Genomic DNA, 22,618 nt, shown 5'->3' on the forward strand with positions numbered 1-22,618 from the left:
TTCTGTAGAGATATTACTATTTAGCTAGGTTTAACTTCTTTCCCAACAAAGCCAGCGATCGCCCCGAGTAAATCATCTTCGCGATATGGTTTACCAAAGTATTCATTCACGCCCAGTTCGGCCGCATAATTGCGATGCTTATCGGCCGTACGAGAGGTAATCATAATGATGGGAATATGACTGGTACGCGCATCACTACGAATATTGCGAGTCAAATCGAATCCATCCATCCTTGGCATCTCAATATCCACCAACATCACATCTGGAGTGACCGATTGCAACTGCTCAAGCGCATCAATACCATCCTTCGCCAAGACCACATGATAGCCCTCACGCAATAACAAACGCTGAGTAACACGTCGGACAGTAAGTGAATCATCGACGACCATGACCGTATGTTGTGTACGCAAACCCTGCACCGGAACAGACTCTACATTAGGAGTATCCACGCTAAGATTGGCGATTGCCCCCAACTCTGGAGCGGCACCAGACAATTGCAGATCGTGGTGACGCGCACGCTCGTGTTCCATTTTATGCGCTAACGGCACCGGATTGAGTATCAAGACTATGTCGCCTGAACCCAAAACCGTTGCGCCAGCAATCCCAGGCATACGCGCCAATTGTGGTCCGATATTCTTAACCACGACCTCACGATTACCGACAATATCATCAACATGAATAGCAACTCTATCGTTACCACTCTTCATAATTAGCAGAGGTGAGTACTGCTGTGGCAGCGGTACGACATCGTTTTCGCCAAGTATGTTAGAGAGGAAGTAAATTGGTATCAGGCTCCCCTGCCACATAATGCCGCCATCATTATATGCATTCGTAAGAACAACTGATTTGAGCTGCTGAACTTGCTCAACCAAGACGGATGGAACGGCAAAGGTCTTGCCTCCGGCAGATAGGATTACCACCTGCGTTACCGCAAGTGTCAATGGCAAGTGAATAGTGAAATGCGCACCTTTGCCCTCGACTGAATTAACCGAAACTCGTCCGCCCAATGATGCCGCCTCAGATCGTACAACGTCCATACCTACGCCGCGTCCTGCTAACTCGGTCACCTCACTTGCAGTAGAAAAGCCTGGTTCGAAAATCATATTAACGACCTCTGCATCGCTAATACTATCGTCATAACTAAGCAGACCTACGGTCTTGGCTTTGTCGCGAATCCGCTCTAGATTCAGGCCTTGTCCATCATCCGTAAAGTGAATAACAACCTCATTACCTTCTTGTCGAATTTCGATAAGTAGTTCGCCTACCTCTTGCTTACCACTCTCACGACGTTGTTCGCGCGACTCTATCCCATGCACAATCGCGTTACGCAACAGATGTTCGAACGGCCCGACCATTTTTTCCAGAACGCTGCGATCGATTTCAATTGATGTACCGCGAATGTCAAGATTGACGCGCTTATCCATCTCTTTGGAGGTTTGGCGGGTCACCCTATATAAACGTTCTGAAATACTAGCGAACGGTATCATTCGCACCCGCATCAAATCCTGTTGCAATTCACGCGTCAAACGTGCTTGTACATGCAAGTCATTGGTAGCACCGTCGATGGTGCGATGTAAGTTTTGCTGCACAGTGGCAACGTCGCTAACACTTTCTGCCATCATACGGGTGAGTTCTTGCAAGCGAGTAAAACGATCAAATTCTAGCGGATCAAATTCACGATCACCCGAATGTGCCATACGTGACGTAATTTGAGTTTCCGCCTGAATTTCAACTTCGCGCAATTGATCACGCAAACGGTTCACGTTGTCAGTCAGTTCGATCAGTGAAGACCTTAATGTTCCGACCTCATTTTCCAACTTCGAGCGTGAAATTGAAACTTCACCAGCCTGATTAACTAAGCGATCTAAAATATCCGCCCGTACCCGCACCAAAGCAACGGGGCCCGCCGGAGTATTTGCCGCGACCGCTGGGGCGATCACCGATCTTGATGCAGCCAGAGGTTTTATTGGGGTTGCAGGTGAAAATGCCGGCAACTCGTCATTACCAGAGGTCAGTGTATCAAGCGAGCCAGCCTCCAAGGATGCCTGGAATTGTTCTAACTCTTGGGCAGGACTCAATTCAGCATAAGGGATACTCTCAACTGCAGCAGTAGGATTTTGCAAACGGTCAAACAATTGCATGCTGTAATCATGCCTAGACAATAAGTCGTCTAGCAATGGTTGGCGTACAGCTCCACCGCTATGCATCAAACTCTCAATACGGGTTTCCATATCATGAGTGTGCTGGCCCAATTGCATAGCCCCTGCCATACGGGCACTACCCTTGATTGTATGCATAAGTCGCAAAATCGCTTGCGGTATAGATGCATCGTCTGGCTGTTGCTGCCATGAACGCAACAATTGCCCAACCATAGGTAATAAATCATTTCCCTCTTCTATAAAAACGGGCAATAAATCTATATCTAAATCGTCTTTCAGCTTTACATCAAATTCTGAGGACGACGGTGGTACTTCATATGAGTCAGGCGAAGTAACAGCAGAAGCAAACGTATTGTCAGATTGAGGTTCGTCGTCATGGATATTCAATGCCGTTTCGGCGACTACTTTAGAGTCCGACAATAAAACCAATTCGTCCGCATCAGGAACTAGCGCTACCGTAGCGTTCGCACTTTCAAATTGTGGCTCCTCCAACACGCTCAAATCGTCATGAGCCACTTCATCAAAGGATTGCAATGGCGCGAGGAGCTCAACGTCAGCAGATGTTTCGTCTGTTTGAGTAACAAGCGATTCGTCAGTATCATTGACTTCATATACGCTGTCTGGCTCTGATGTTTCATCAGCTACGAGTATGCTCTGATCAAGTCTCTCATTGGTCGAGGTAATAAATTCATCTTCATCGTCACCAACACCTGAACGAATAATCACCGCCTGGAGTAGTTTTTCCAACTGCAGAATTTCTGTCGGTTCATGTTGTGCCATTTCAGATACTGCAAACTTTTTGAGCATGCCTTTTAAGCACTCCACCGCATGGTCAAGCACATCAAACTCACTAAACTCAAGGCTGACAGGATGGCGCTCGACGCGTTGCAATACCATTTCCAAACTATGCGCTAGTTCCTGCGCAGCGATCAAACCGACCGTTGCTGAACTTCCTGCCAACGAGTGTGCAGCATGCACAGCATGTCGTGAAACGTGCCTTGAAGATTCATGTCTCCACTCCGCAAAATCTTGCGATAAAAAGCGTACGATTTCGTCTGTCTCTGCCATGTAGATAGTGTGCAAAGGTAGACTAATTTCAATATCGCCAATCCTTTTAACATTATCATCCTGAGTCAGCAATGGTCGCGACAGGTCAGAAAAATCGATAATTTCTGCAGTTTCAATCTGAGCTGGCAAGTCTTCGAAATGAGAAACATCAAGTTGAATCGATGTTTCTTCATGAGCTAACACTTCATCTAAAACAAAATCATCGGTAATTGGGTGAGCAGTTTCATCGAAATTACCGGATACCTCAACTTCAGAAGTGAAAGCAGACGTTAATCCTGGCTCAATAAACGTTGCTAAAGCAGTATCGGCATGTGGAATGGACTTGGACTCTAATGGAGAAAAATCTAGATCTTCCAATTCATCAAACTCAAGTGCTGCCGCGGCAATAACCTCAGGTTCGTCCACCTGAGTCTCAGCAAGAGGAGTCACTTCAATATGAGACTCAATGTGTTCTTTTAACTGAACATCTAAAGGCTCTTCATTTAAGTAGGTCGCGCTTAACGTTTTCTCGTCACTGCCATCGAGCATCGGCATTTCTACACTAGATACAGCGCTCGATTGAGATTCAATCTCAACAACATCTTGACCATTTTTGAGTCGTTCGGCTGCCGCAATAATGGCAGCACCAGAGCGATTGGCCTGACCTGTTTTCTTCAAGTCAGCCACCCATGCGGACAACTCCGGCTCGGTTAGATCAAGCAAAGCATACAAAGGCTCGGCGCCATCACGTGATTCAGAAAGCCATAAATTCATGACTTGCTCGATACTCCACGCAGCTTCGCCAAACACCATTAGGCCAACCATACGGCCACTTCCTTTTAGCGTATGAAAAGATCTACGCAGGCTAATAAGATGCTCTTGGTTCGCCGGATCTAATCGAGACAAAGGCACAGTATGGCGAACGAACTCCAAGACCTCTTCTGCTTCCTCTAAAAATATCTCAAGCAACTCTGCATCAATTGCTTCATCATTAACTGGCAAATCTACCGAAGATGAAATTTCCGGAGCACTAGTAAGCTGCGCAGTAGCAACAACAATATTATTCAGATCTTCAGGAGAAGAGCTAAAATTTGATTTATCCAATAAATCAATAGCAACTCTCGCCCGAGCACTGGCGTCAGTGTCGTCCAACAATATAGCGACCGATCGCTCCGACTCAAGGGAGTCTTTTAACTTCGCCTGCAACTCCGGGTTATTTGGCTCGTCTACCAGAGAGACCGCAAGCCTAGCTGATTCATGTTGCTGATTACTTAACTCTTGCTCAGCTGTCATCATCGTTGCAAGCGGCGTAGCGGGCTCCATTTGTATCGATGGGAGCAATTCTTTTTCAGCCTGTTTTTCCAACAAATTCGAACGAAACACACCTACAGAAGAATCAAAACTGAATTTCTTCTTAGCTAACTCTGGTTGATTTTGTAAAGTCTCTATAAAAAATGACAAAGCACCTATATTTTGTGCCACATTCCGGTACGCTTCTGAATCCGTATCGACTTTCAACGCATCTTGGTCATCCGCAAACCGTTTCACCACAATGCGAACATGTTCAACTGCCAACATTGCATCATCTTGATCAAGAATCGCCAAAGCGCCGCCAATTTGATGCAAAATTCCATCAACAGGTGCTAATACCTCGCTATGTGCAGCATCCCTAAAATATTCGTCCAGAGTTTTCTCAACTTGGCGCAGGCTAACTTGCATTTCAGAAACTAACACAGACATCGTTTTCTTTTGCTGCGCCTCTCTAGACAAATCTCCCATCCAACTTGCTTGAGTAGGAGGTTCGTCACCAGAGACAACAGAAAGTAGTCTTGCTGCAATTTCGTCCGCGCGTTCTGAAAAATCGCCAGGTAAATGGGTAATCTGCTCCAATGCATTTTCAACAAAAAGCAAACTAGTTGCCAGCTCCAGTCCCATTTTACTTCTGTCTGGAGAGCTTTCGGCATGCCGTGCTATTCCACTAAGCTCACGCAGCAACTTATATAATGGAGGCGAATTCAAGCTAGCGCCCGACTCTGCCAAGTCTTTCATTTTTTGAGAGAATTTATCGGCAAGTCCCACATCACCATTAGCAATCCGGCCCCACAGATTCTTAACTAACGACAATTGCTCTTTCGCAGTAGTTAAAACATTTGCAGGTATTTGCCCATAATTTTTTTGTTCATAATCAAGCGGAACCTGATTATTTAAACCATAAGCCAAAAGAATTTGAGCGACGAATGGCGACGGTTGATCAACTTGGGCAATAAAGAACAGGGCATCCCGCAGCAAGCGTTCAGGAATAGTCGTAACGCCGTCAACCAGTCGTCTAATTTGGAGATTAATTCGTCCAAATATTTGCTTCACATATTGTTTATTTTCAATTGCACCTTGTGCGACAGACTCAGAGAAGCCTCGCATCACCAACCAAAATGCTTTTGCTTGTGAAGTGCTTTGAGCTTGCTCGATTTCTTTAATTAAATCATGCATAGCCCGAACTGCGACCAACTGTTGCTCATTCTCCTTCACAGTCAAGACGGTGAGTAAGAGCTTCTCAAAACGCTGCCGCAAATTTGAGTAATTTACGGGCGCATTTGGATGCACCAACGTTAACTCTGGGATTTTTTCATGAACGGACAAAGAGGGGAAAAATAAATCGGCAGGATGTATTCTTTCCGCACCTTTAATTTCCAACAAGGCTCGATAGTAAGGAAACAACCGAACTGGCTGATGAGCGCAGCCGGTTAGCAAATCTTCCAAGTAACACAAGATCGCGTGAAAAGCATCGGAAATAACATCGACGTGCGTACGACTAATTTCTAGCTGGCCAGACTGCAAGCGATCAATTAAATCCTCTATTGTTTCGGTGACGATGGATACGCCATCAATATCGACTATCTGTAACGCACCATGCGCTTGATGCAAATAACTTTTAGCGTGAAGCAAGGTAGTCGATTGTGTTTCTGCGTCCTGTAAGGTCGCATCTAATAACAATTTCCCTGCATTGCTTATCGCTTCCCGCACCTCTCCCATGACCCAAGACAAAGGACCAATATCAAATTGCTCTTGGGGAGTTTCTGGAGAATTAGAAAAACTAGATGTCATGCGTGTACCCCGCAAACTCAAAGGGCGATAGGCCGCAACCTACCGCCGTGCATTTATGATCAGACTGAAATATTTTCAGCCCAAGACTGAAAAATCAGGCTGTAACCCGGAAACGGGAAACCGAGTTCTTGAGTTCTTCAGCCAACATTGACAACTCCATAATCGACTGCGCAGTTTGTTGAGTACCACTCTGAGTTTGCTCGGTAATAGTCAAAATATGTTGAATGTTTTGAGCTACGCCATTTGCGGAAGTTGCCTGCTGTTCCGTCGCTAACGAGATACCTTGAATCAGCTCAGCTAATCGATTCGAAACACTACGAATCTCTGACAACGCGGTACCAGCAGCATCCGATAGCTTCGCACCCTCAACCACACCCTGAGTGGACTTTTCCATCGCAGCTACAGCATCATGAGTATCCGTTTGAATCGTTCGAACCAAGGCACCAATCTGTTTTGTCGCCTCTGCTGAGCGCTCCGCCAGACGCTGAACCTCTTCCGCAACGACTGAGAAACCTCGTCCAGCTTCACCCGCGGAAGCGGCCTGAATTGCTGCGTTCAAAGCCAAAACGTTAGTTTGTTCTGTAATATCAGAAATCAACTCTGTAATCTCGCCAATTTCCTGCGACGATTCGCCCAAACGTTTAATTCGTTTTGAAGTTTCTTGAATTTGCTCGCGAATCTCGTTCATACCCTTGATCGCGTTCTCCACGGCATGCGCCCCCTGCTCCGCAGCAGCAACCGATTGACGAGCAACTTCAGCCGACTCATTAGCAGAACGAGAAACCTCCGTAATGTCATTTGCCATCGCTGTCACTGCTTGTCCCGCATCAGCAATTTCTCGCGACTGTTGATGTGAGGCCTCCAGCAAATCATTCGAAACGCCCTGTGCTTGTGAGGATGCAGATGTAACTTGAACAGCGGTATTGGTAACCCGCCCAACCAATCCACGCAACTCTTCCACCGTGTAATTAACTGAATCGGCAATCGCTCCTGTAATGTCCTCAGAAACCGTGGCCTGAACGGTCAAATCTCCATCTGCCACCTCTTGCAATTCATTCATCAGTCGCAAAATCGCAGCCTGATTTTGATCGTTCGCAGCCTTTGCTTCCTCTTCTTGCTTCTGCGCTTGCAACATTTGTATATCCGCATTTTTGCGTCGTGCATCCGCTTCCTTAGTGCGATTACGACTGTCTTGCAACAATACAATAGCGATACCCACCGCGGCTAACAAGGCTGCTACCGCGCTGACCAAGATCAACCAAAAAGACCAGTTTATCGAATCTTGTTGCAAAGTATAAGTTTTTTGCAACTTGGTAATTCTTTGTTTCAAATCTTCATTTTCATTAAACAGCAATTGTTCAGCCTGCTTCGCACCGATAAAATTTTGTAAATTTCCAAGAATACTGGAAACAGATACTTGATAATCAGCAAAAACTTTTTGCAACTCAGTCAATTTTTCACGTGTATCGACATCTTTGGTTGCACTGATACGCAAGATTTCACTGCCGTTCAAGAACCCATCCACTAAATCGCGAAATGTATTGGTATCTTTGCCCAGCAAAAAAGCTGTTTCAGGATTAACACCTTCAGCAACCAAGAATTCATTCGCGCTACGACCTAAGCGCTGAGTTAGCATGACCAACTGACTTGAGGCGGCGATTTCTCGAGATGAGCCGCCACCTTGCAACTTCAAAGTAGAAATTTGCTCAGTCAATTCAAGTAACACTGGCGACAAAGTATTTAATTTTTCGAGAGTTTGTCCGAAACCAGTCAACTCCTTACGTAAATCCAAAATAGTCTTAGCTGCCTTGTCCGAATTTTTCCATGCTTTCTGCGTGTCTTTTACCACTGGTTCCAACTTGGCATCTGCAGCGTCAACATCGCGTCCTTGGTACGCACCGCCACTCAGCAAAACGACTAAGTCGCTGTTTAGTTCCTTACGACTTTCATCGAGCTGCTTAAACGCAGCAGGATTACCCTGAATCGCGTTTGGTGCTGCCTTACCGATACGCTGCGAGTGCATCAAAGCATCGCCAGAAATTTGAGCCTGCGTTGAAATCAATGCCGATTGTTTTGCATTGAGGTAAACAAAAATACCGCTCAATAAGAGAGCAACGCCCATCGAAATCAACAATACGCGTATTTGTTTTTGTAAGGGTAAGTGACCGATAAGTGGAAGTCTAACATCTCCGCCTTTTTCAAGCGCATCGCCAATAAATGTCGCATCGGCATGATTCTCCGCTGTTTTTGAGATCGGTGCATCACCTTGAATTACCTCACTCGAGTCAGATGAGGACGACAGCATTTTGACATTGGCAGCCTCTTCTATAGAGCCAGCAGCGTTTGTCAACTCCCGCGCACCATCTTCCTCTAGGTCAAGTTCTTTATCTTGTTTTTTCTTGGACAAAAACGGTAGTTTAAACGCCATTACTAGGTCTCCTAATCGATTGAAATACTGTACTAATTTTATTAAAAATTACAAACCAACGTGCAAAAACTCTTGATTTTGCACCAACATTAACAAACTAAGTTCAAACCAAAGTTTGCCGTCCTGATCACGATGTGTCGCAAGGATCCAAGGCTTATTTTCAAGGGCTGCGCTACCCACTTCCGTATCGGCGGTGAATTCTGTCTCCATATCACTGGAGTTACGCAAACCGAGAACTTGAGAAACTAACAAACCACTATTAAACGCCAAACTAGGAGCAAATGCGACCACTCGGCAAGAGGAATCCAAGACGGTAGGCTGACCGCCATCGAATCGAGCCAGATCAACTACGCTGGTTAAATTGCCACGCACATTTGACAATCCCAGGTACCAATCTTTGGTAAGCGGAACACGAACCATATTGCCCGCACTAACAATCTCCCCTGCTTCGCGTAAATCAAGTAGGTAACGAGACTGACCAATCATAATTCCTAACTGACTAACCCTTAGCTGCGTTCCACGTTGAGCTGCCTGCATGCGATCCATCAACTGCGCCTGAAATTCGCGCAATCGAGTACGCCGCACTGCCGGATCGGATTTTGGTATCTTCAGACCAGTCGCCGTTGACTCACGCAAAGTTTGGTTCATAAATTATCCAAAATAATCAAATTAACCGAGAGCTGCAATTTTAGCCAACAACTCTTGTGGATCAATGGGCTTCACCAAATAATCCCGAGCGCCCTGACGCAAACCCCAAATACGATCTGTTTCTTGATTTTTACTAGTACAGATAATTACGGGAATATCCTGAGTATCCACATCACGAGCGATCGCTCTTGTAATTTGGAATCCATTTTGCCCCGGCATAACGACATCCATCAGTATCAACTGTGGTTTATCCGCTTTGATTTTCGTCAATGCTTCTTCGCCATTTTCTGCGGTAGAAACAGAAAAGCCATTTTTGACCAAAATATCAGTCAAGAAATAACGTTCGGTCGGTGAATCATCGACCACTAAAATTTTTTGTATAGTCATTTTTACGCCTTAAAATTATTTAGACGGAGGCACTGAGGTGTAATTACGGACCGTTTTGAGTAAACTATCTTTCGTAAACGGTTTGGTTAAATACTCATCGGAGCCTACCATTGCCCCACGCGCCCTATCAAACAAACCATCTTTAGATGACAGCATGATTACTGGCGTATTACGGAATTTAGCACTTTTCTTAATCAGCGCACAGGTCTGATAACCATCCAGCCTGGGCATGAGTATGTCGCAAAAAATCAGGTCTGGATGAGTGTCATTGATTTTAGCCAAAGCATCAAAACCATCTTCGGCTAAAATTACTTTATATCCCACTTGCCCTAAAAATATTTCCGCTGATCGACGGATGGTACTACTATCATCAATCACCATGATTTTTAAGTTTTCGTTACCTGTCAACGTTGACATAAGATTATCTCAGATTAGCTGGGTTGAAAGTCGTTCACCACTTTAACAAAATTTACCCGTTTTGCGCCATCTTTTTCCATCAATAAACATTTCGGCTTTTAATACGATGGAACTAAATGACATAAAAACTTGAATATTACTTAAAGAGCAATACAATAGTCGCGCTTAAAAACCTAAAAAAGCGCTATTAAATCGCGAGCATTTCAAAGTCTTCTTTACGTGCGCCACATTCAGGGCATGTCCAATTCATAGGCACATCGGCCCACAAGGTCCCTGCAGCAATGCCGTCGTCCGGCATTCCAAGCTCCTCTTCGTAGATCCAACCACAAATCAGGCACATCCACGTTTTAAACCCTTCACTTGCCACTTTATCAATAGTCACTACTAAAATCCTTCAATCAAGTAAAATACTGAATTACCCTCGAAATCGAGCGATAAATTTTGATAATGTTAAAAACAATCTTGAACGCCATTATTTTTGAGCACTAACAACCAATTTCAGTAAAAACCGCTATATTAATCTACCCTACGTGCAAAACCAAATCCCCCCACTCATTCTTACATTTGGTGAGTCTGATCCTGTTGCCGCAGCAGGTGTACAGGCTGACCTTGCTACATTCATTGCCATGGGCTGTCACGGCTTGCCTGTATTGACGGCGATATTGATAGGCGACACCTCTCAAGTTGATAATATCCACCCTTTAGAGGCAGAACTGGTTAGCGATCAAGCTCGTACGCTATTAGAAGATATGGAAATTACCGCGATCAAGATCGGTCAAATCGGGAGTGTAGAGAATATTACTGTCATTGCAGAAATCATTTCAGATTATCCCGAAATGCCGGTGGTTCTTGATCCGTTTAGTTCCACTGCTCAAATTAATGAATCGGAAGAAGACGACTGCTTCACAGCCATACGAGAATTACTTATTCCTCAAGCAAGCCTATTACTTATCTCTGCCGTTGAGCTATCTAGACTCGCTGAAAGCTGGCGCACGATTGATAGCAACGACAAGCATGAGGATATTAGTTCAGATGCGCTGCATATGGTCGCGTCCGGTTGCGAATATGTCCTGGTGACTGGAATTCCGGGTGTTGGCGATGAAGAAGTTAATACGCTCTTCGCGGATACTGGCATTGTACGTAGTGATCATTGGAAACGAATACCTGGTTTGTATCTAGGCGCAGGAGAAACCTTATCCGCAGGAATTACGGCAGCACTGGCAAATGGACTAAAAATGTCAGACGCAGTACACGAGGCTCAGGAATTTACCGTCGCAGCGCTCCTCAATGCGCAACGGTTCGGAATGGGACGGTTGGTTCCTAATCGTTTCTTTTGGGCCATAGACAGCTACCCGCACATCAAGGAGTAATTACCCCTGATCCATTTTTCATAACCATTAAAATTGCTTAAAAAATTATGCTAGATAAAAACGAAAACTTATTTCTTCGAGCCCAAAAAACAACACCTGGCGGCGTTAACTCGCCGGTACGCGCATTTCGCTCTGTAGGTGGAACCCCTCGTTTTATCCAACGTGCTGAGGGCGCCTATTTTTGGGATGTTGCGGATAAGCGTTACATTGACTACATAGGTTCTTGGGGGCCGGCGATTGTTGGTCACGCACACCCAAAGGTAGTTAAAGCCGTACAAGACGCAGCTGCACGTGGTCTTGGCTTCGGAGCTCCCACCGAAGGCGAAATAGAAATGGCCGAGGAAATATGTAAATTAATGCCGTCAATCGAGCAAGTGCGATTGGTTTCCAGCGGCACCGAAGCAACCATGAGCGCATTAAGGCTTGCCCGCGGAGCGACCAGTCGCGACAAAATTATTAAATTTGAAGGCTGTTACCACGGCCATGCTGACTCCTTATTAGTCAAAGCAGGGAGCGGCTTATTGACGCTGGGCAACCCTACCTCCGCGGGCGTTCCAGAGGACTTCATACAACACACATTGGTGCTGGATTACAATAACTGCCAACAATTGGAAGACTGCTTCAAAGCCCAAGGAAAAGACATAGCCTGCGTCATCGTAGAGCCAGTGGCCGGCAATATGAATCTTATTAAAGCAACGCCAGAGTTTTTACAAACCATGCGTAGACTTTGCACACAATACGGCGCAGTGTTGATTTTTGATGAGGTCATGTGCGGGTTTCGAGTCGCATTAGGTGGCGCGCAAAGTCTTTATGGTATTCAGCCTGACATTACTGCGCTAGGTAAAATCATTGGAGGTGGATTGCCAGTGGCTGCTTTCGGCGGGCGTGCTGACCTCATGGCGAATATGGCTCCTTTAGGGCGAGTTTACCAGGCAGGCACTTTATCCGGCAATCCAGTGGCAGTTGCAGCTGGCTTAAGTACCCTAAAATTGATTCAAGAACCCAACTTCTACCAACATCTTTCGTCACAAACAAATAAATTGGTGACAGGTTTATCGGAGGCAGCCCGCAAGGCGGGAATCAATTTTTGTGCAGATTCAATAGGTGGCATGTTTGGGCTATATTTTTCTGAGAACATTCCTCATTCATACGCCGAAATGATGGCAACCGACAGCACAAAATTTAATCGATTCTTTCATTTAATGCTAGATGCGGGTGTTTACCTTGCACCTTCGGCTTTTGAAGCTGGTTTCGTCTCAGCCCAGCATGATGATGAAATTATCACAGAAACAATTGCTCAAGCCGAAAAAGCCTTCGAGCAACTGGCATCATCATAAAAAAACAAATTACTTGAAATTATAAAAAGCATCTATTATTTTCCACACGGAAATTAAAAGATGCTTTTTTGTTAGGGAATGTTATTTCTTTTCCCAATTGCTTCCCTAGACTTTCACATTCTGTTACGTTTCGGTTCATCAATAATTTATCTCATTCTTTGATCGAATCATGCAACGACTCTTACGAAAAAAATACTTAGTATTGGCCCTGGCATTTTTACCCCTGTATACCTCGGCGCAAGTACAAACATTAAAAGATGTAACTCAACAAGCAATTCTTTCCAACCCGGAAGTATTAGCACGTTGGCATAACTTTCAAGCTGCTGGCTCTGAACGTGATGCGGCCGCTGGCGGCTATTTACCTAGCGTAAATCTTAGTGCAGGTGCAGGGCGTGACCAAAACGAAAATCGTTTGGGAAAATCCGACTTTAATCGTAGCGGCGCAACTCTAAGTCTAAATCAAATGCTGTACGATGGCTTCTCCACGCGAAACGAGGTCAAACGTCTTGACTATGCTCGACTGGTAAAACTATTTGAACTACGTGATGCATCCGAGAGCGTCGCCTTGGAAGTGATACGTGCATATTCGGATATTTTGCGTTATCGTAAATTAGTTACTCTGGCGGAAGATAACTACGTACGCCACCGCACGGTTTTCGAACAAATACAAAGAAAGGTAAGCGCAGGCGCCGGGCGCCGCGTGGATCTGGAACAAATATCTGGCCGGGTTGCCTTAGCTGAAGCAAATTTGCTGACCGAGACCTCAAATCTACATGATGTCAGTGCCCGCTTTCATCGTCTGGTCGGCACGCAAGCCAGCAAAAACTTAGAAAACCCAGCTTTGCTTACCAAGGACATGCCATCCGATATCGGCGCAGCGCTGACTTTAGCAAATAAACAGCATCCTAGCCTGCTGGCTGCAATTGAAAACATACGCTCGGTACAAAGTTCACAACAGGCGCGCCGTGCTAGCTATCAACCACGAGTTGATTTCCGAGCCAGAACTGAGCATGGAAATAACATTGATAGCATTAGCGGCAGGACAAATAACAACACGGCAGAAGTCGTTCTATCCTGGAATTTATTTAACGGTGGTAGCGACAGTGCTCGTGTGCGTCAATCGGCCGACTTAATCAATCTGGCACAAGATCAGCGCGACAAAGCATGTAGAGATGTGCGTCAGACCGTCGTCATCGCATTTAACGACACACGTAAACTCACTGAACAGTTAAGTTACCTAGACCAACACCAATTATCGATAGAAAAAGCGCGCGATGCGTATCGTCAGCAATTCGATATTGGTCAACGATCATTGCTCGATTTACTCGATACCGAGAACGAGTTATTTCAGGCTAAGCGATCATTTGTTGGTGCCGAATACGACTTGTTGTATGCGTATGCCAGGACCCATGCAGGTATGGGCTCGCTGTATAGTGCACTTGGAATTGCTCAACAAGACGCTGGTCTATTGCCGAATCTGGATAATAAAAACGACAATGACGAGATCGCTCAGAACTGCCCCTTAGAAGCGACAGATATGTATATCGTGAATAAAGAGGCCTTAAACGCACGTGCAAATGAACAAATTGCTCAAGTGCCTTTAGCGATCGCTAAAATTGCCGCGCCAGCCGCAGTAGCAGTCGTCACGCAAAATTTATCGGCCTCGAAAACAGTGGTTCTCAACGGACTTCAGAAATGGCGTGAGGCCTGGATAAGCATGAATCCTCAAGCGTATTTTGAAGTGTATTCAAAAAAGTACACTTCTCGCGAATCATGGAAAGCCGCACGAAAAGCGCGTTTGCTTGGCGCGCAAAAAATATCACTCAATTTGACTGATATAAAAGTTGCGATTCAGGACGAGAAGCATATGACCACCAGCTTCCATCAAGATTATCAGTCTGCCAGTTACAAAGACGTTCTCGAAAAAACCCTTTATTGGGAGGAAATTGGTGGTACCTGGTTGATCGTCAATGAAACGGTAGACGGCCCGCCAAATGCCAAGCAATGGTAAGGCAATAGAGTAAGCAAATAGCCCGCGCTTTTTATAGCTGACGGGCTATTTTTTTGAGCGTAAACTTGTTAAGGAACTCAGTGAGAGTTTTAATTAATATTAAAACAATGTTGCATGGTGGCAGTGAAATTAGGGGGCGATTGATATATAGTGAGTGTCAAATTCACGCGTTGTAAGCGGCAATAAGCTCACTTGCAATTTTTTATCTCAATTATTTTTAAATATTCACTTGTTCTCGCCTCTACGTTCATTGCTCAGAATTTTGAAATCGGCTTTCGTAGTTCTGGCGATGCTCGTCCTAGCGCCTGGCAATGCACTGGATCTGAGCCGAGCACAATCCACCTTAAAAAACTTGGGCGGAAATCCGCAAGCTTTTCTAGAGTGGAACACTATCATGCAAAGCTATGCCGACGCGACCATTGAGACGAAATTGCAAAAGGTGAATGACTTTTTTAATCGAAAAATTCTCTACACCGACGATCAGGAAGCGTGGGGCCAATCCGATTATTGGGCCACTCCTATGGAAAGCCTAGCCAAAGGAAAGGGCGATTGTGAAGACTACGTGATCGCCAAATATTTTACTTTGCGTAATATGAATATTCCCGATAAACAGTTACGACTCATTTACGTCAAGGCGCGCATCGGTGGCCCTGCCAGCAATGTACAACAAGCGCATATGGTGTTGGCATATTACGCCTCAGGTGAAACCGAACCTCTGATTCTTGATAATCTTATTTCGGAGATCCGACCAGCGTCACGACGCAACGATTTATTCCCTGTTTTCAGTTTTAATGGCCAAGGCGTGTTTGCGGGTGCCGCAGCCAACGCAGCCCTTGGCCCAGGAGGAACCAGCAGATTAAGCCGCTGGCAAGATCTGCTGGAACGTGCACGCCGTGAGGGATTTGATTAATGCCTACCGTATTTTCATATTGCTGCCAATCGGCGCAAACTTACGATGCGCGTATTTTTTTGTTTTTTTAAAAAGGAAGTGTAATGTCAATGTATCGTCAACTTTGGATTGCCATCATACTCAGTACCTTACTTGCTTCCATTGGTAGCCTGCTGGCTTCCACGCTTAATTCGCGCGCCTATCTTAACGAGCAATTGCGCATGAAAAATGCCGACAATGCGACGGTGTTGGCGCTTTCACTGAGTCAAAAAGAGATTGATATCGTTGAGCTTGAATTAGTCATCGCCGCACTCTTTGACAGCGGTCACTACAGTTCGATTATCGTTAGGGATGCCAACGATAAAGAGATCATTACACGCGTTGCCGCACTTGAAAAAACCAAGGTTCCAGCGTGGTTTATCCAAAGCTTTCCGATTCTATCCACTCCTGGTCAGGCGCAAATTAGCAGTGGATGGAAACAATTGGGCACGGTATCACTGGTAACACAAAGTAGTTTTGCCTACCTCACCTTGTGGCAATCCACCAAAGAGATGATAGCGACACTGGCTTTGTCCGGTTTAATCTCAGGGTATTTAGGTACCCTTATCTTACGTCGCTTGAGAAAACCACTGAGTGCAGTCATAGCTCAAGCCAATGCCATGAGCGAGCGTCGCTTTATCATTGCTCCGGAATCGAAGGTGCCAGAATTACGACAATTGTCGACGGCAATGAATTCAACCGTGAGTTTGCTCAAATCGATGTTCGCGGAAGAAGCCGAACGCTTGGAGGCATTGCGCCGACAAGCCAACACCGACCTGGTCTCCGGGCTGGCGAACCGCAGCCATTTTATGGCCCAATTACATGTCATGGTCGAGGCTGAAGACGCGCCTGCCGGTAGCCTGATGATGCTACGCCTGTCTCATTTAGCAGAAATCAATAAGCAACTCGGTCGTAACAAGGTCGATACCATACTCAAGAAGTTCGGTACCGTACTTAATGCGCAAGCCAGTGCTCTACCTGAGGGTTTCGCAGCGCGCATGAATGGCACTGATTTCGCCCTGTTGTTCCGGCAAACTGAGGCGGGAAGTGTCGCCGCATCAGTATTTGAAGCAATTACTCAGGAACTCGCTGAGATCCCAAATAACCCAGTCACCGCCTTCATCGGCTATGGTCAATTTGAGTTCGGGATTGCCCCAGGAGCCCTCCTTTCACAAGTGGATGAAGCGCTCGCCAGTGCTGAGATCGGTGGAGTGAATGCTGTACGAAAAGCTGCGCCCTTAAATATTGAACAAGCGCCAAGAAGCAGCGAAGAGTGGTCTAAATTAATTGAGCGTGCGCTTGAGCAGCAATGGGTCAAACTGGCGTTTTTTCCAGTGGTCGATTTTTCTCAAACCCCCCTACACACTGAATCGGCACTGCGTTTAATGTTTGGCGGCGAATGGTTTCCTGCGGGTCGTTTTTTACCGATTGCAGAACGTCTGGGGCTGACTGATAAACTCGATTTAGCAGCAATCAACCTGGGGCTCAATGAGTTGAGCCGAAATAGCCAGATGGATGATATCGCGATCAACTTATCTGCGCAATCGATACAAAATCCAGCATTCAGAGAGCAGCTACGCGCGCTGCTGCTATCGCGCCCGGCAGTCAGCAAGCGTTTGTGGTTGGAGATACCAGAGAACGGAGTATTTGCCAACTTGGATGCGTTCCGCGCCTTCCATCGCGATGTCAGCGTCAGTGGTTGCAAACTCGGCTTAGAACATTTTGGGCGGCAATTCGACAAAATCAATCTCTTACACGACCTTAAACTTGACTATGTTAAAGTCGATGCTGGCTTCATCCGCGGCATAGACATGAATACCGGCAATCAGGCCTTCGTCAAAGGCATAGGCTCTATTGTGCACAGGATGGGCTTGCAGGTATTTGCCGAAGGCGTGAGCTCTAGCGCAGAATTGGCCAGTTTGTCGGAACTTGGAGTGGATGGAGTAACTGGGCCAATAATAGGTCAGTCTACAGATAGCAACTGAGCACTTTCGGAATTGTCTAGGTATGCTGCGCAATCACGACAAATAGAGAACTTAGCATGAAGAGGATGCAACTATTAACGTAGAAAATGCACATGCCCAGCGCGCATATTCCATGCGCCTTTCAAGCCTGTCTGGCCTGCAAGCCGCACCGGTATTGCGTTTTGGGCCGATCGCTTTTGAGAATTATGCTGGAGTATCCTCGAACTGAATTAGAATTTTTAGCGTCGTCTGGCGATGCACCCAAGCATCAGAAAATACTGGCGAGCAAAGACTGACGCTTCGCATAAAACCATGATGTGCTCCCTAGAAAAACCGAGAACCCATTACACTATTTTGTATTAGTAAGCGTTGCCCGCAATTCGCGGCGTACTGCTAACTCGTTAACTCAAAAACGGTTTCAAGCTCGATCTCTGCGACAAAAAAATTTACCCTCCCTACGCCAACATCTATCCGGAGTATTCACGTGCCAAAATTTGCTGCAAACCTGAGTATGATGTTTAACGAAGTCGCCTTTCCACACCGTTTTACGGCTGCCGCTATCGCTGGCTTTAAGGCCGTCGAATTCCTTTTTCCTTATGAATATAACCCGCAGCAGATCGCCTCATGGCTGCAACAAAACCAGTTGGAAAATGTCTTATTCAATCTACCACCGGGTGATTGGACAGCAGGCGAACGCGGCATAGCGGCCCTGCCCGGCCGTGATGCAGAGTTTCAAGCTGGCGTGGCACGCTCGATCGAATATGCAATGGCACTTGGCACCAAACGCCTGCACATGATGGCAGGGCTAGTGCCTGCCGGTGCCGATCCAAGCATATATCGAGCACAGTATTTGGCCAATCTACGCTATGCCGCGTGCGCAGTGGCCGAACATGGCATAACGCTGCTGATCGAGCCGATCAACGGCCGCGACATGCCTGGCTACTTCCTCAATTCACAGGCACAGGCACATGCCCTGCGTGAAGAATCTGGCGAGCCCAACGTCAAAGTACAAATGGATTTTTATCATGCACAAATCGTCGAAGGTGATTTGGCAATGTGTTTGCAAAAACACTTTGACGGCATCGGCCACGTACAGATAGCCAGCGTTCCAAACCGCAATGAGCCGGATCAGGGTGAGGTCAACTACCCTTACCTGTTTAATTTACTCGATGAACTCGGATATGAAGGCTGGATAGGCTGCGAATACCGTCCGCGCGGACGCACAGAAGACGGCTTGGGATGGATGAAGAAAACTATATCGAAAGTAGACCGGATTGACGCTACTCCAGGGGGAAACTAAAGTTTTTCAGATGTAAGAGTTAGATAGATGCTCATGTGTTTAATGAATTAATACGATCAGACTAAGGCAACGTCTATTTGCGTACTGATTACGAAACAACGTACCTAGTGAAACACGCCTCAGCACAAATTTAAGACGATGAAGATAAAAGTAATCATCGTTCCATAAAAAATATGGCTAGACCTGTCACTGTTGAAAGCTGCATTCTTTGTTGATCACAACTCTATTTGAAAATCCATAAATTAGATTCAAGCCATAAAGAAAAGAGCGAATAATCGCCCTTTTCTTTTTACGGTAGTATCAATTGACTCCGCTAAAATTTAATCAATCAACGATCAATTTTCCCTTATTGAGGAGATCTGTAATGATCGCGACGTCGTTGGCACCAGTCAGCAATATATTGCTCAAAGTGATCACCTGATGATCATTGGCAGCATTAAAACCTCCAGAAAAAGCACCTGTGCTACTAATATGCACAACTGTGTCAGTAGCACCTTTCACAAAATGCAGATAATTACCCAAATTACCCACTCCAGCGGCATGATTTTCACCTTGTAGCAAATCACGTAAATCGAGCCTATCGCCACCAGCAGCGTAGGTCCCTGCGCTGAAGTCCGTTACCGTATCAGTTGCAGGTGCTCCAATTGCCCCCTTGTCTGCAAGCGACCATTTGAAGGTATCGGCACCAGCATTACCTGTCATATTGTCATTTCCCGCACCTCCAATTAAAATATCATTGACAGTTCCGCCATGAAGAACGTCATTTCCAATACCTCCATGCACAATATCATTGCCATCGGCCCCCATTCCAGACAAGATCGAGAAGGTCACAGCCTTAGACGTCGAAGTAGAAGTGACCCCGTTCATCTCGGTCGATGTTGCCGTAACATTCAAAGTCAAATCGCCGGAAAAATCAGACAGTAATTGAAGCTTTGCTGAAGCCAGTTCTGCCGATGAAATCGTCACACTCCCTCCGCTGACAACGTAGCCCGTAGGATTTGCCGACGTAATAATCGTTGCCCCAGTCGGCAAGCCGGCAAAACTTAAACTCAATGATTCAGAACCGTCCATATCGACCAGACCCGCATTGACATAAGTTGCAAGACTAACTTGCGTTGCAGTACCTGCAGCAGCATTACCTGCCAGCGCTCCTTGCGCTTCAGTTAAAGTGATATCGTCAATCATTCCACCACGGCCGTTGGTATTAAACTGAAGTGGATCAGTGATAATCTGGATTTTTTGCGCAACACCCGTTCCAACGAAACTGAAGTGTAAGTTTTCCCAATTGAGTGCATTTGCTGAGCTGGTCCCCGAGTAGCTGGCAATTTTCGCACCATCAACCAAGACGCTTATCCGAGTAAAGTCAGTCCCATAACCCAAACGACCGGCATAATCAAACGCCAAGTCATAGACATTTCCAGCAATCGTAGCAACAGTACGCTCAATGCCTAGAGTTTGGATTTTAGCGCCATTGTTATCAGCATTATTTAATTCAAGCCAATTTACCCCATTGCCGACACCTGCTGTTATAGCAATTTGTGTGTTTGCAGAATTAGCCATGGTGTCGCCATTCGACCATAATTCAAACGCATTCGTTCCCCCAGCAAAAGTATCCCCTGTATCAATACGAGTCCATCCCGCCAAGGTTGGCCCGGTGATATTGCCGGTAGAGGTGGCATCTGGATTCAGTACAGCTTGCGTTAGACCTGTGTCAGTGGTTTCCCATGAGGTATTAAACAACTGCACCTTATGATTAATTGCTGCCAAAGTAGGCGTATCTGCCACTGGTGTTATATCAATTTTGAGTGTAGCGGTATTGCTATTGAATGCTCCATCCGAAACTTGAAAATTCAAATTAACGTAATCTTGCTTCAGATTACCCGTTCCCACATTTGGCGAAGCGTCGAAACCAGATTCATTCAGATCTGGTGTAAATTTGAGCAACCCTGCATCAATATTGGCTTTAGATATTAACTGATTAACGACAACCGCAACGCCATTAAGACTTAACACTCCATCTAAAGGCAAAGTAGTAATACGAATACTCAAACCCGTCTGTGCAGTGTCGATATCATTAGCACCAAATGCAGCCCAGTTAAGGGTCAACGGTGTATCTTCAGTCCCGACTTGCGCAACCGCTGCCGCAGTTGGCGCTTCATTCACATTGGTTTCGTTCAGGGTGATAATTGCTGCCGTACCGTTACCGGCGGCATCCAATGCGGTGACGCTGTAGCTGCCAGTGTTTGTGCCTTGTTCAAAGTCGTTCACAGCTGAGCCGGCACCAGCTACTGTTAAGGTGATGACGCCGACGTTGCTGATTTGGTAGTAGCCGTCGGCACTGGTGTTGCTGCCAGTGGCGGTGAACTTGTAGCCAGTCACACCGACGTTGTCGCTTGCCACCAGGGTTGCCACGATGCTGTTGGCTGCACTGTTTTCTGCATAACTGAAGGTTTGAGCAACGACCGTAGGCGCAATGGTATCAAGTACAGCACTGTCTGCTCCAGGGGCGGAGACATTACCAGCCAGGTCGGTGACGGTTGCTGTAACGGTTAAATTGGTGCCCTCCGCCTGTTTCGCGACCGTGCTGCTATACGTACCAGCGGTGATTTCTGCGGCGGTTAAGACATGGCTTTGCGGTGTAGTACCGTCAGTAATCGTCAGGGTGTCACCTGCATTGGCCGTACCTGGCAGGGCGACTGTGACTGCCACTGTCGTTGCTGCACCCAGTTCTGTTTTACTGATCAGGCCGTCGTTGTTGCTGTCGGTCGTGATGGTAATCGTCGGCGCTGCCGTGGCTGTGGTATCCAGTACGGCACTGTCTGTGCCAGGCAAGGAAACATTGCCAGCTTGGTCGGTGACCGTCGCACTAACAGACAAGGTCGCGCCTTCCGCTGGTTTCGCAACGGTCGCGCTGTAAGTACCCGCGGTGATTTCTGCGGCGGTTAAGACATGGCTTTGCGGTGTCGTGCCGTCGGTGATGGTTAGGGTGTCGCCTGCTTTAGCCGTACCTGGCAAGGCGACTGTGACTGCCACTGTCGTTGCCGCACCCAGTTCTGTTTTATTAATCAGGCCGTCGTTATTGCGGTCGGTGGTGATGGTGATCGTCGGAGCTGCTGTGGCGGTGGTATCTAACACTGCACTGTCTGTGCCTGGGGCGGAGACATTGCCAGCTTGGTCGGTGACCGTTGCTGTGACCGTTAAATTAGCACCTTCAGCCGGTTTGGCGACCGTGCTGCTATAGGTGCTTGCCGTGATTTCTGCAGCGGTCAAGACATGGCTTTGCGGAGTCGTGCCGTCGGTGATCGTCAGCGTATCACCTGCTTTAGCCGTACCTGGCAAGGCGACTGTGACTGCCACTGTCGTTGCTGCACCCAGTTCTGTTTTACTGATCAAGCCGTCGTTGTTGCTGTCGGTCGTGATGGTAATCGTCGGCGCTGCCGTGGCCGTTGTGTCCAGTACGGCACTGTCTGTGCCTGGGGCGGAGACATTGCCAGCTTGGTCGGTGACCGTTGCTGTGACC

General features: G+C 46.5%; 13 protein-coding genes. 6 read left to right on the forward strand and 7 right to left on the reverse strand.

What is annotated here, in order from left to right; all coding sequences use genetic code 11:
• Nucleotides 1-20 precede the first annotated feature (20 nt).
• From ACO0K8_RS22065 to ACO0K8_RS22090, 6 genes are all read right to left on the reverse strand, one after another.
• On the reverse strand, nt 21-6,308 hold the full coding sequence (locus ACO0K8_RS22065; protein WP_422948815.1) for an Hpt domain-containing protein: 6,288 nt from the start codon (nt 6,306-6,308) through the stop codon (nt 21-23).
• A 94-nt stretch (nt 6,309-6,402) separates the two neighbouring features.
• Nucleotides 6,403-8,736 carry a methyl-accepting chemotaxis protein gene (locus ACO0K8_RS22070; RefSeq protein ID WP_422948816.1) on the reverse strand — a complete coding sequence of 778 codons (2,334 nt, stop codon included), beginning with the start codon at nt 8,734-8,736 and terminating at the stop codon, nt 6,403-6,405.
• A 48-nt stretch (nt 8,737-8,784) separates the two neighbouring features.
• Nucleotides 8,785-9,384, reverse strand: coding sequence for a chemotaxis protein CheW (locus ACO0K8_RS22075; protein ID WP_422948817.1), 600 nt, complete (start codon nt 9,382-9,384; stop codon nt 8,785-8,787).
• Between the two features lie 21 nt (nt 9,385-9,405).
• Entirely contained in the window at nt 9,406-9,771 is a 366-nt protein-coding gene (locus ACO0K8_RS22080; protein WP_422948818.1) for a response regulator transcription factor, read from the reverse strand.
• A gap of 15 nt (nt 9,772-9,786) precedes the next feature.
• A complete protein-coding gene (locus ACO0K8_RS22085) occupies nt 9,787-10,188 on the reverse strand; it encodes a response regulator (RefSeq protein ID WP_422948819.1) in 402 nt (133 codons plus the stop codon).
• Nucleotides 10,189-10,375: 187 nt separating this feature from the next.
• Nucleotides 10,376-10,528, reverse strand: a complete 153-nt coding sequence (locus ACO0K8_RS22090; RefSeq protein WP_422948828.1) for a rubredoxin — start codon at nt 10,526-10,528, stop codon at nt 10,376-10,378.
• A 190-nt stretch (nt 10,529-10,718) separates the two neighbouring features.
• On the opposite strand from ACO0K8_RS22090, the gene thiD reads away from it, so the two are divergent.
• The 6 genes from thiD to otnI all read left to right on the forward strand — a co-directional run bounded on the left by thiD (nt 10,719) and on the right by otnI (nt 19,098).
• Nucleotides 10,719-11,558: a bifunctional hydroxymethylpyrimidine kinase/phosphomethylpyrimidine kinase gene (gene thiD, locus ACO0K8_RS22095; RefSeq protein ID WP_422948820.1), complete on the forward strand. Its 840-nt coding sequence runs from the start codon at nt 10,719-10,721 to the stop codon at nt 11,556-11,558.
• A gap of 47 nt (nt 11,559-11,605) precedes the next feature.
• On the forward strand, nt 11,606-12,895 hold the full coding sequence (hemL, locus tag ACO0K8_RS22100) for a glutamate-1-semialdehyde 2,1-aminomutase (RefSeq protein ID WP_422948821.1): 1,290 nt from the start codon (nt 11,606-11,608) through the stop codon (nt 12,893-12,895).
• Between the two features lie 169 nt (nt 12,896-13,064).
• Nucleotides 13,065-14,906 (forward strand): TolC family outer membrane protein, encoded by a 1,842-nt coding sequence (locus ACO0K8_RS22105; protein ID WP_422948822.1) that lies wholly within the window; start codon nt 13,065-13,067, stop codon nt 14,904-14,906.
• A 229-nt stretch (nt 14,907-15,135) separates the two neighbouring features.
• Entirely contained in the window at nt 15,136-15,816 is a 681-nt protein-coding gene (locus ACO0K8_RS22110; protein WP_422948823.1) for a transglutaminase-like cysteine peptidase, read from the forward strand.
• A gap of 83 nt (nt 15,817-15,899) precedes the next feature.
• Entirely contained in the window at nt 15,900-17,819 is a 1,920-nt protein-coding gene (locus ACO0K8_RS22115; RefSeq protein ID WP_422948824.1) for a bifunctional diguanylate cyclase/phosphodiesterase, read from the forward strand.
• Nucleotides 17,820-18,282: 463 nt separating this feature from the next.
• Nucleotides 18,283-19,098, forward strand: coding sequence for a 2-oxo-tetronate isomerase (otnI, locus tag ACO0K8_RS22120; RefSeq protein WP_422948825.1), 816 nt, complete (start codon nt 18,283-18,285; stop codon nt 19,096-19,098).
• A gap of 324 nt (nt 19,099-19,422) precedes the next feature.
• Here the strand turns inward: otnI and ACO0K8_RS22125 are convergent.
• Nucleotides 19,423-22,618: beta strand repeat-containing protein (locus ACO0K8_RS22125; RefSeq protein WP_422948826.1), on the reverse strand; the 3,196-nt coding region annotated here is incomplete at its 5' end.

Origin of the sequence: Undibacterium sp. Ren11W (assembly GCF_049340485.1) — a bacterium.
Taxonomy (GTDB): domain Bacteria; phylum Pseudomonadota; class Gammaproteobacteria; order Burkholderiales; family Burkholderiaceae_D; genus Undibacterium.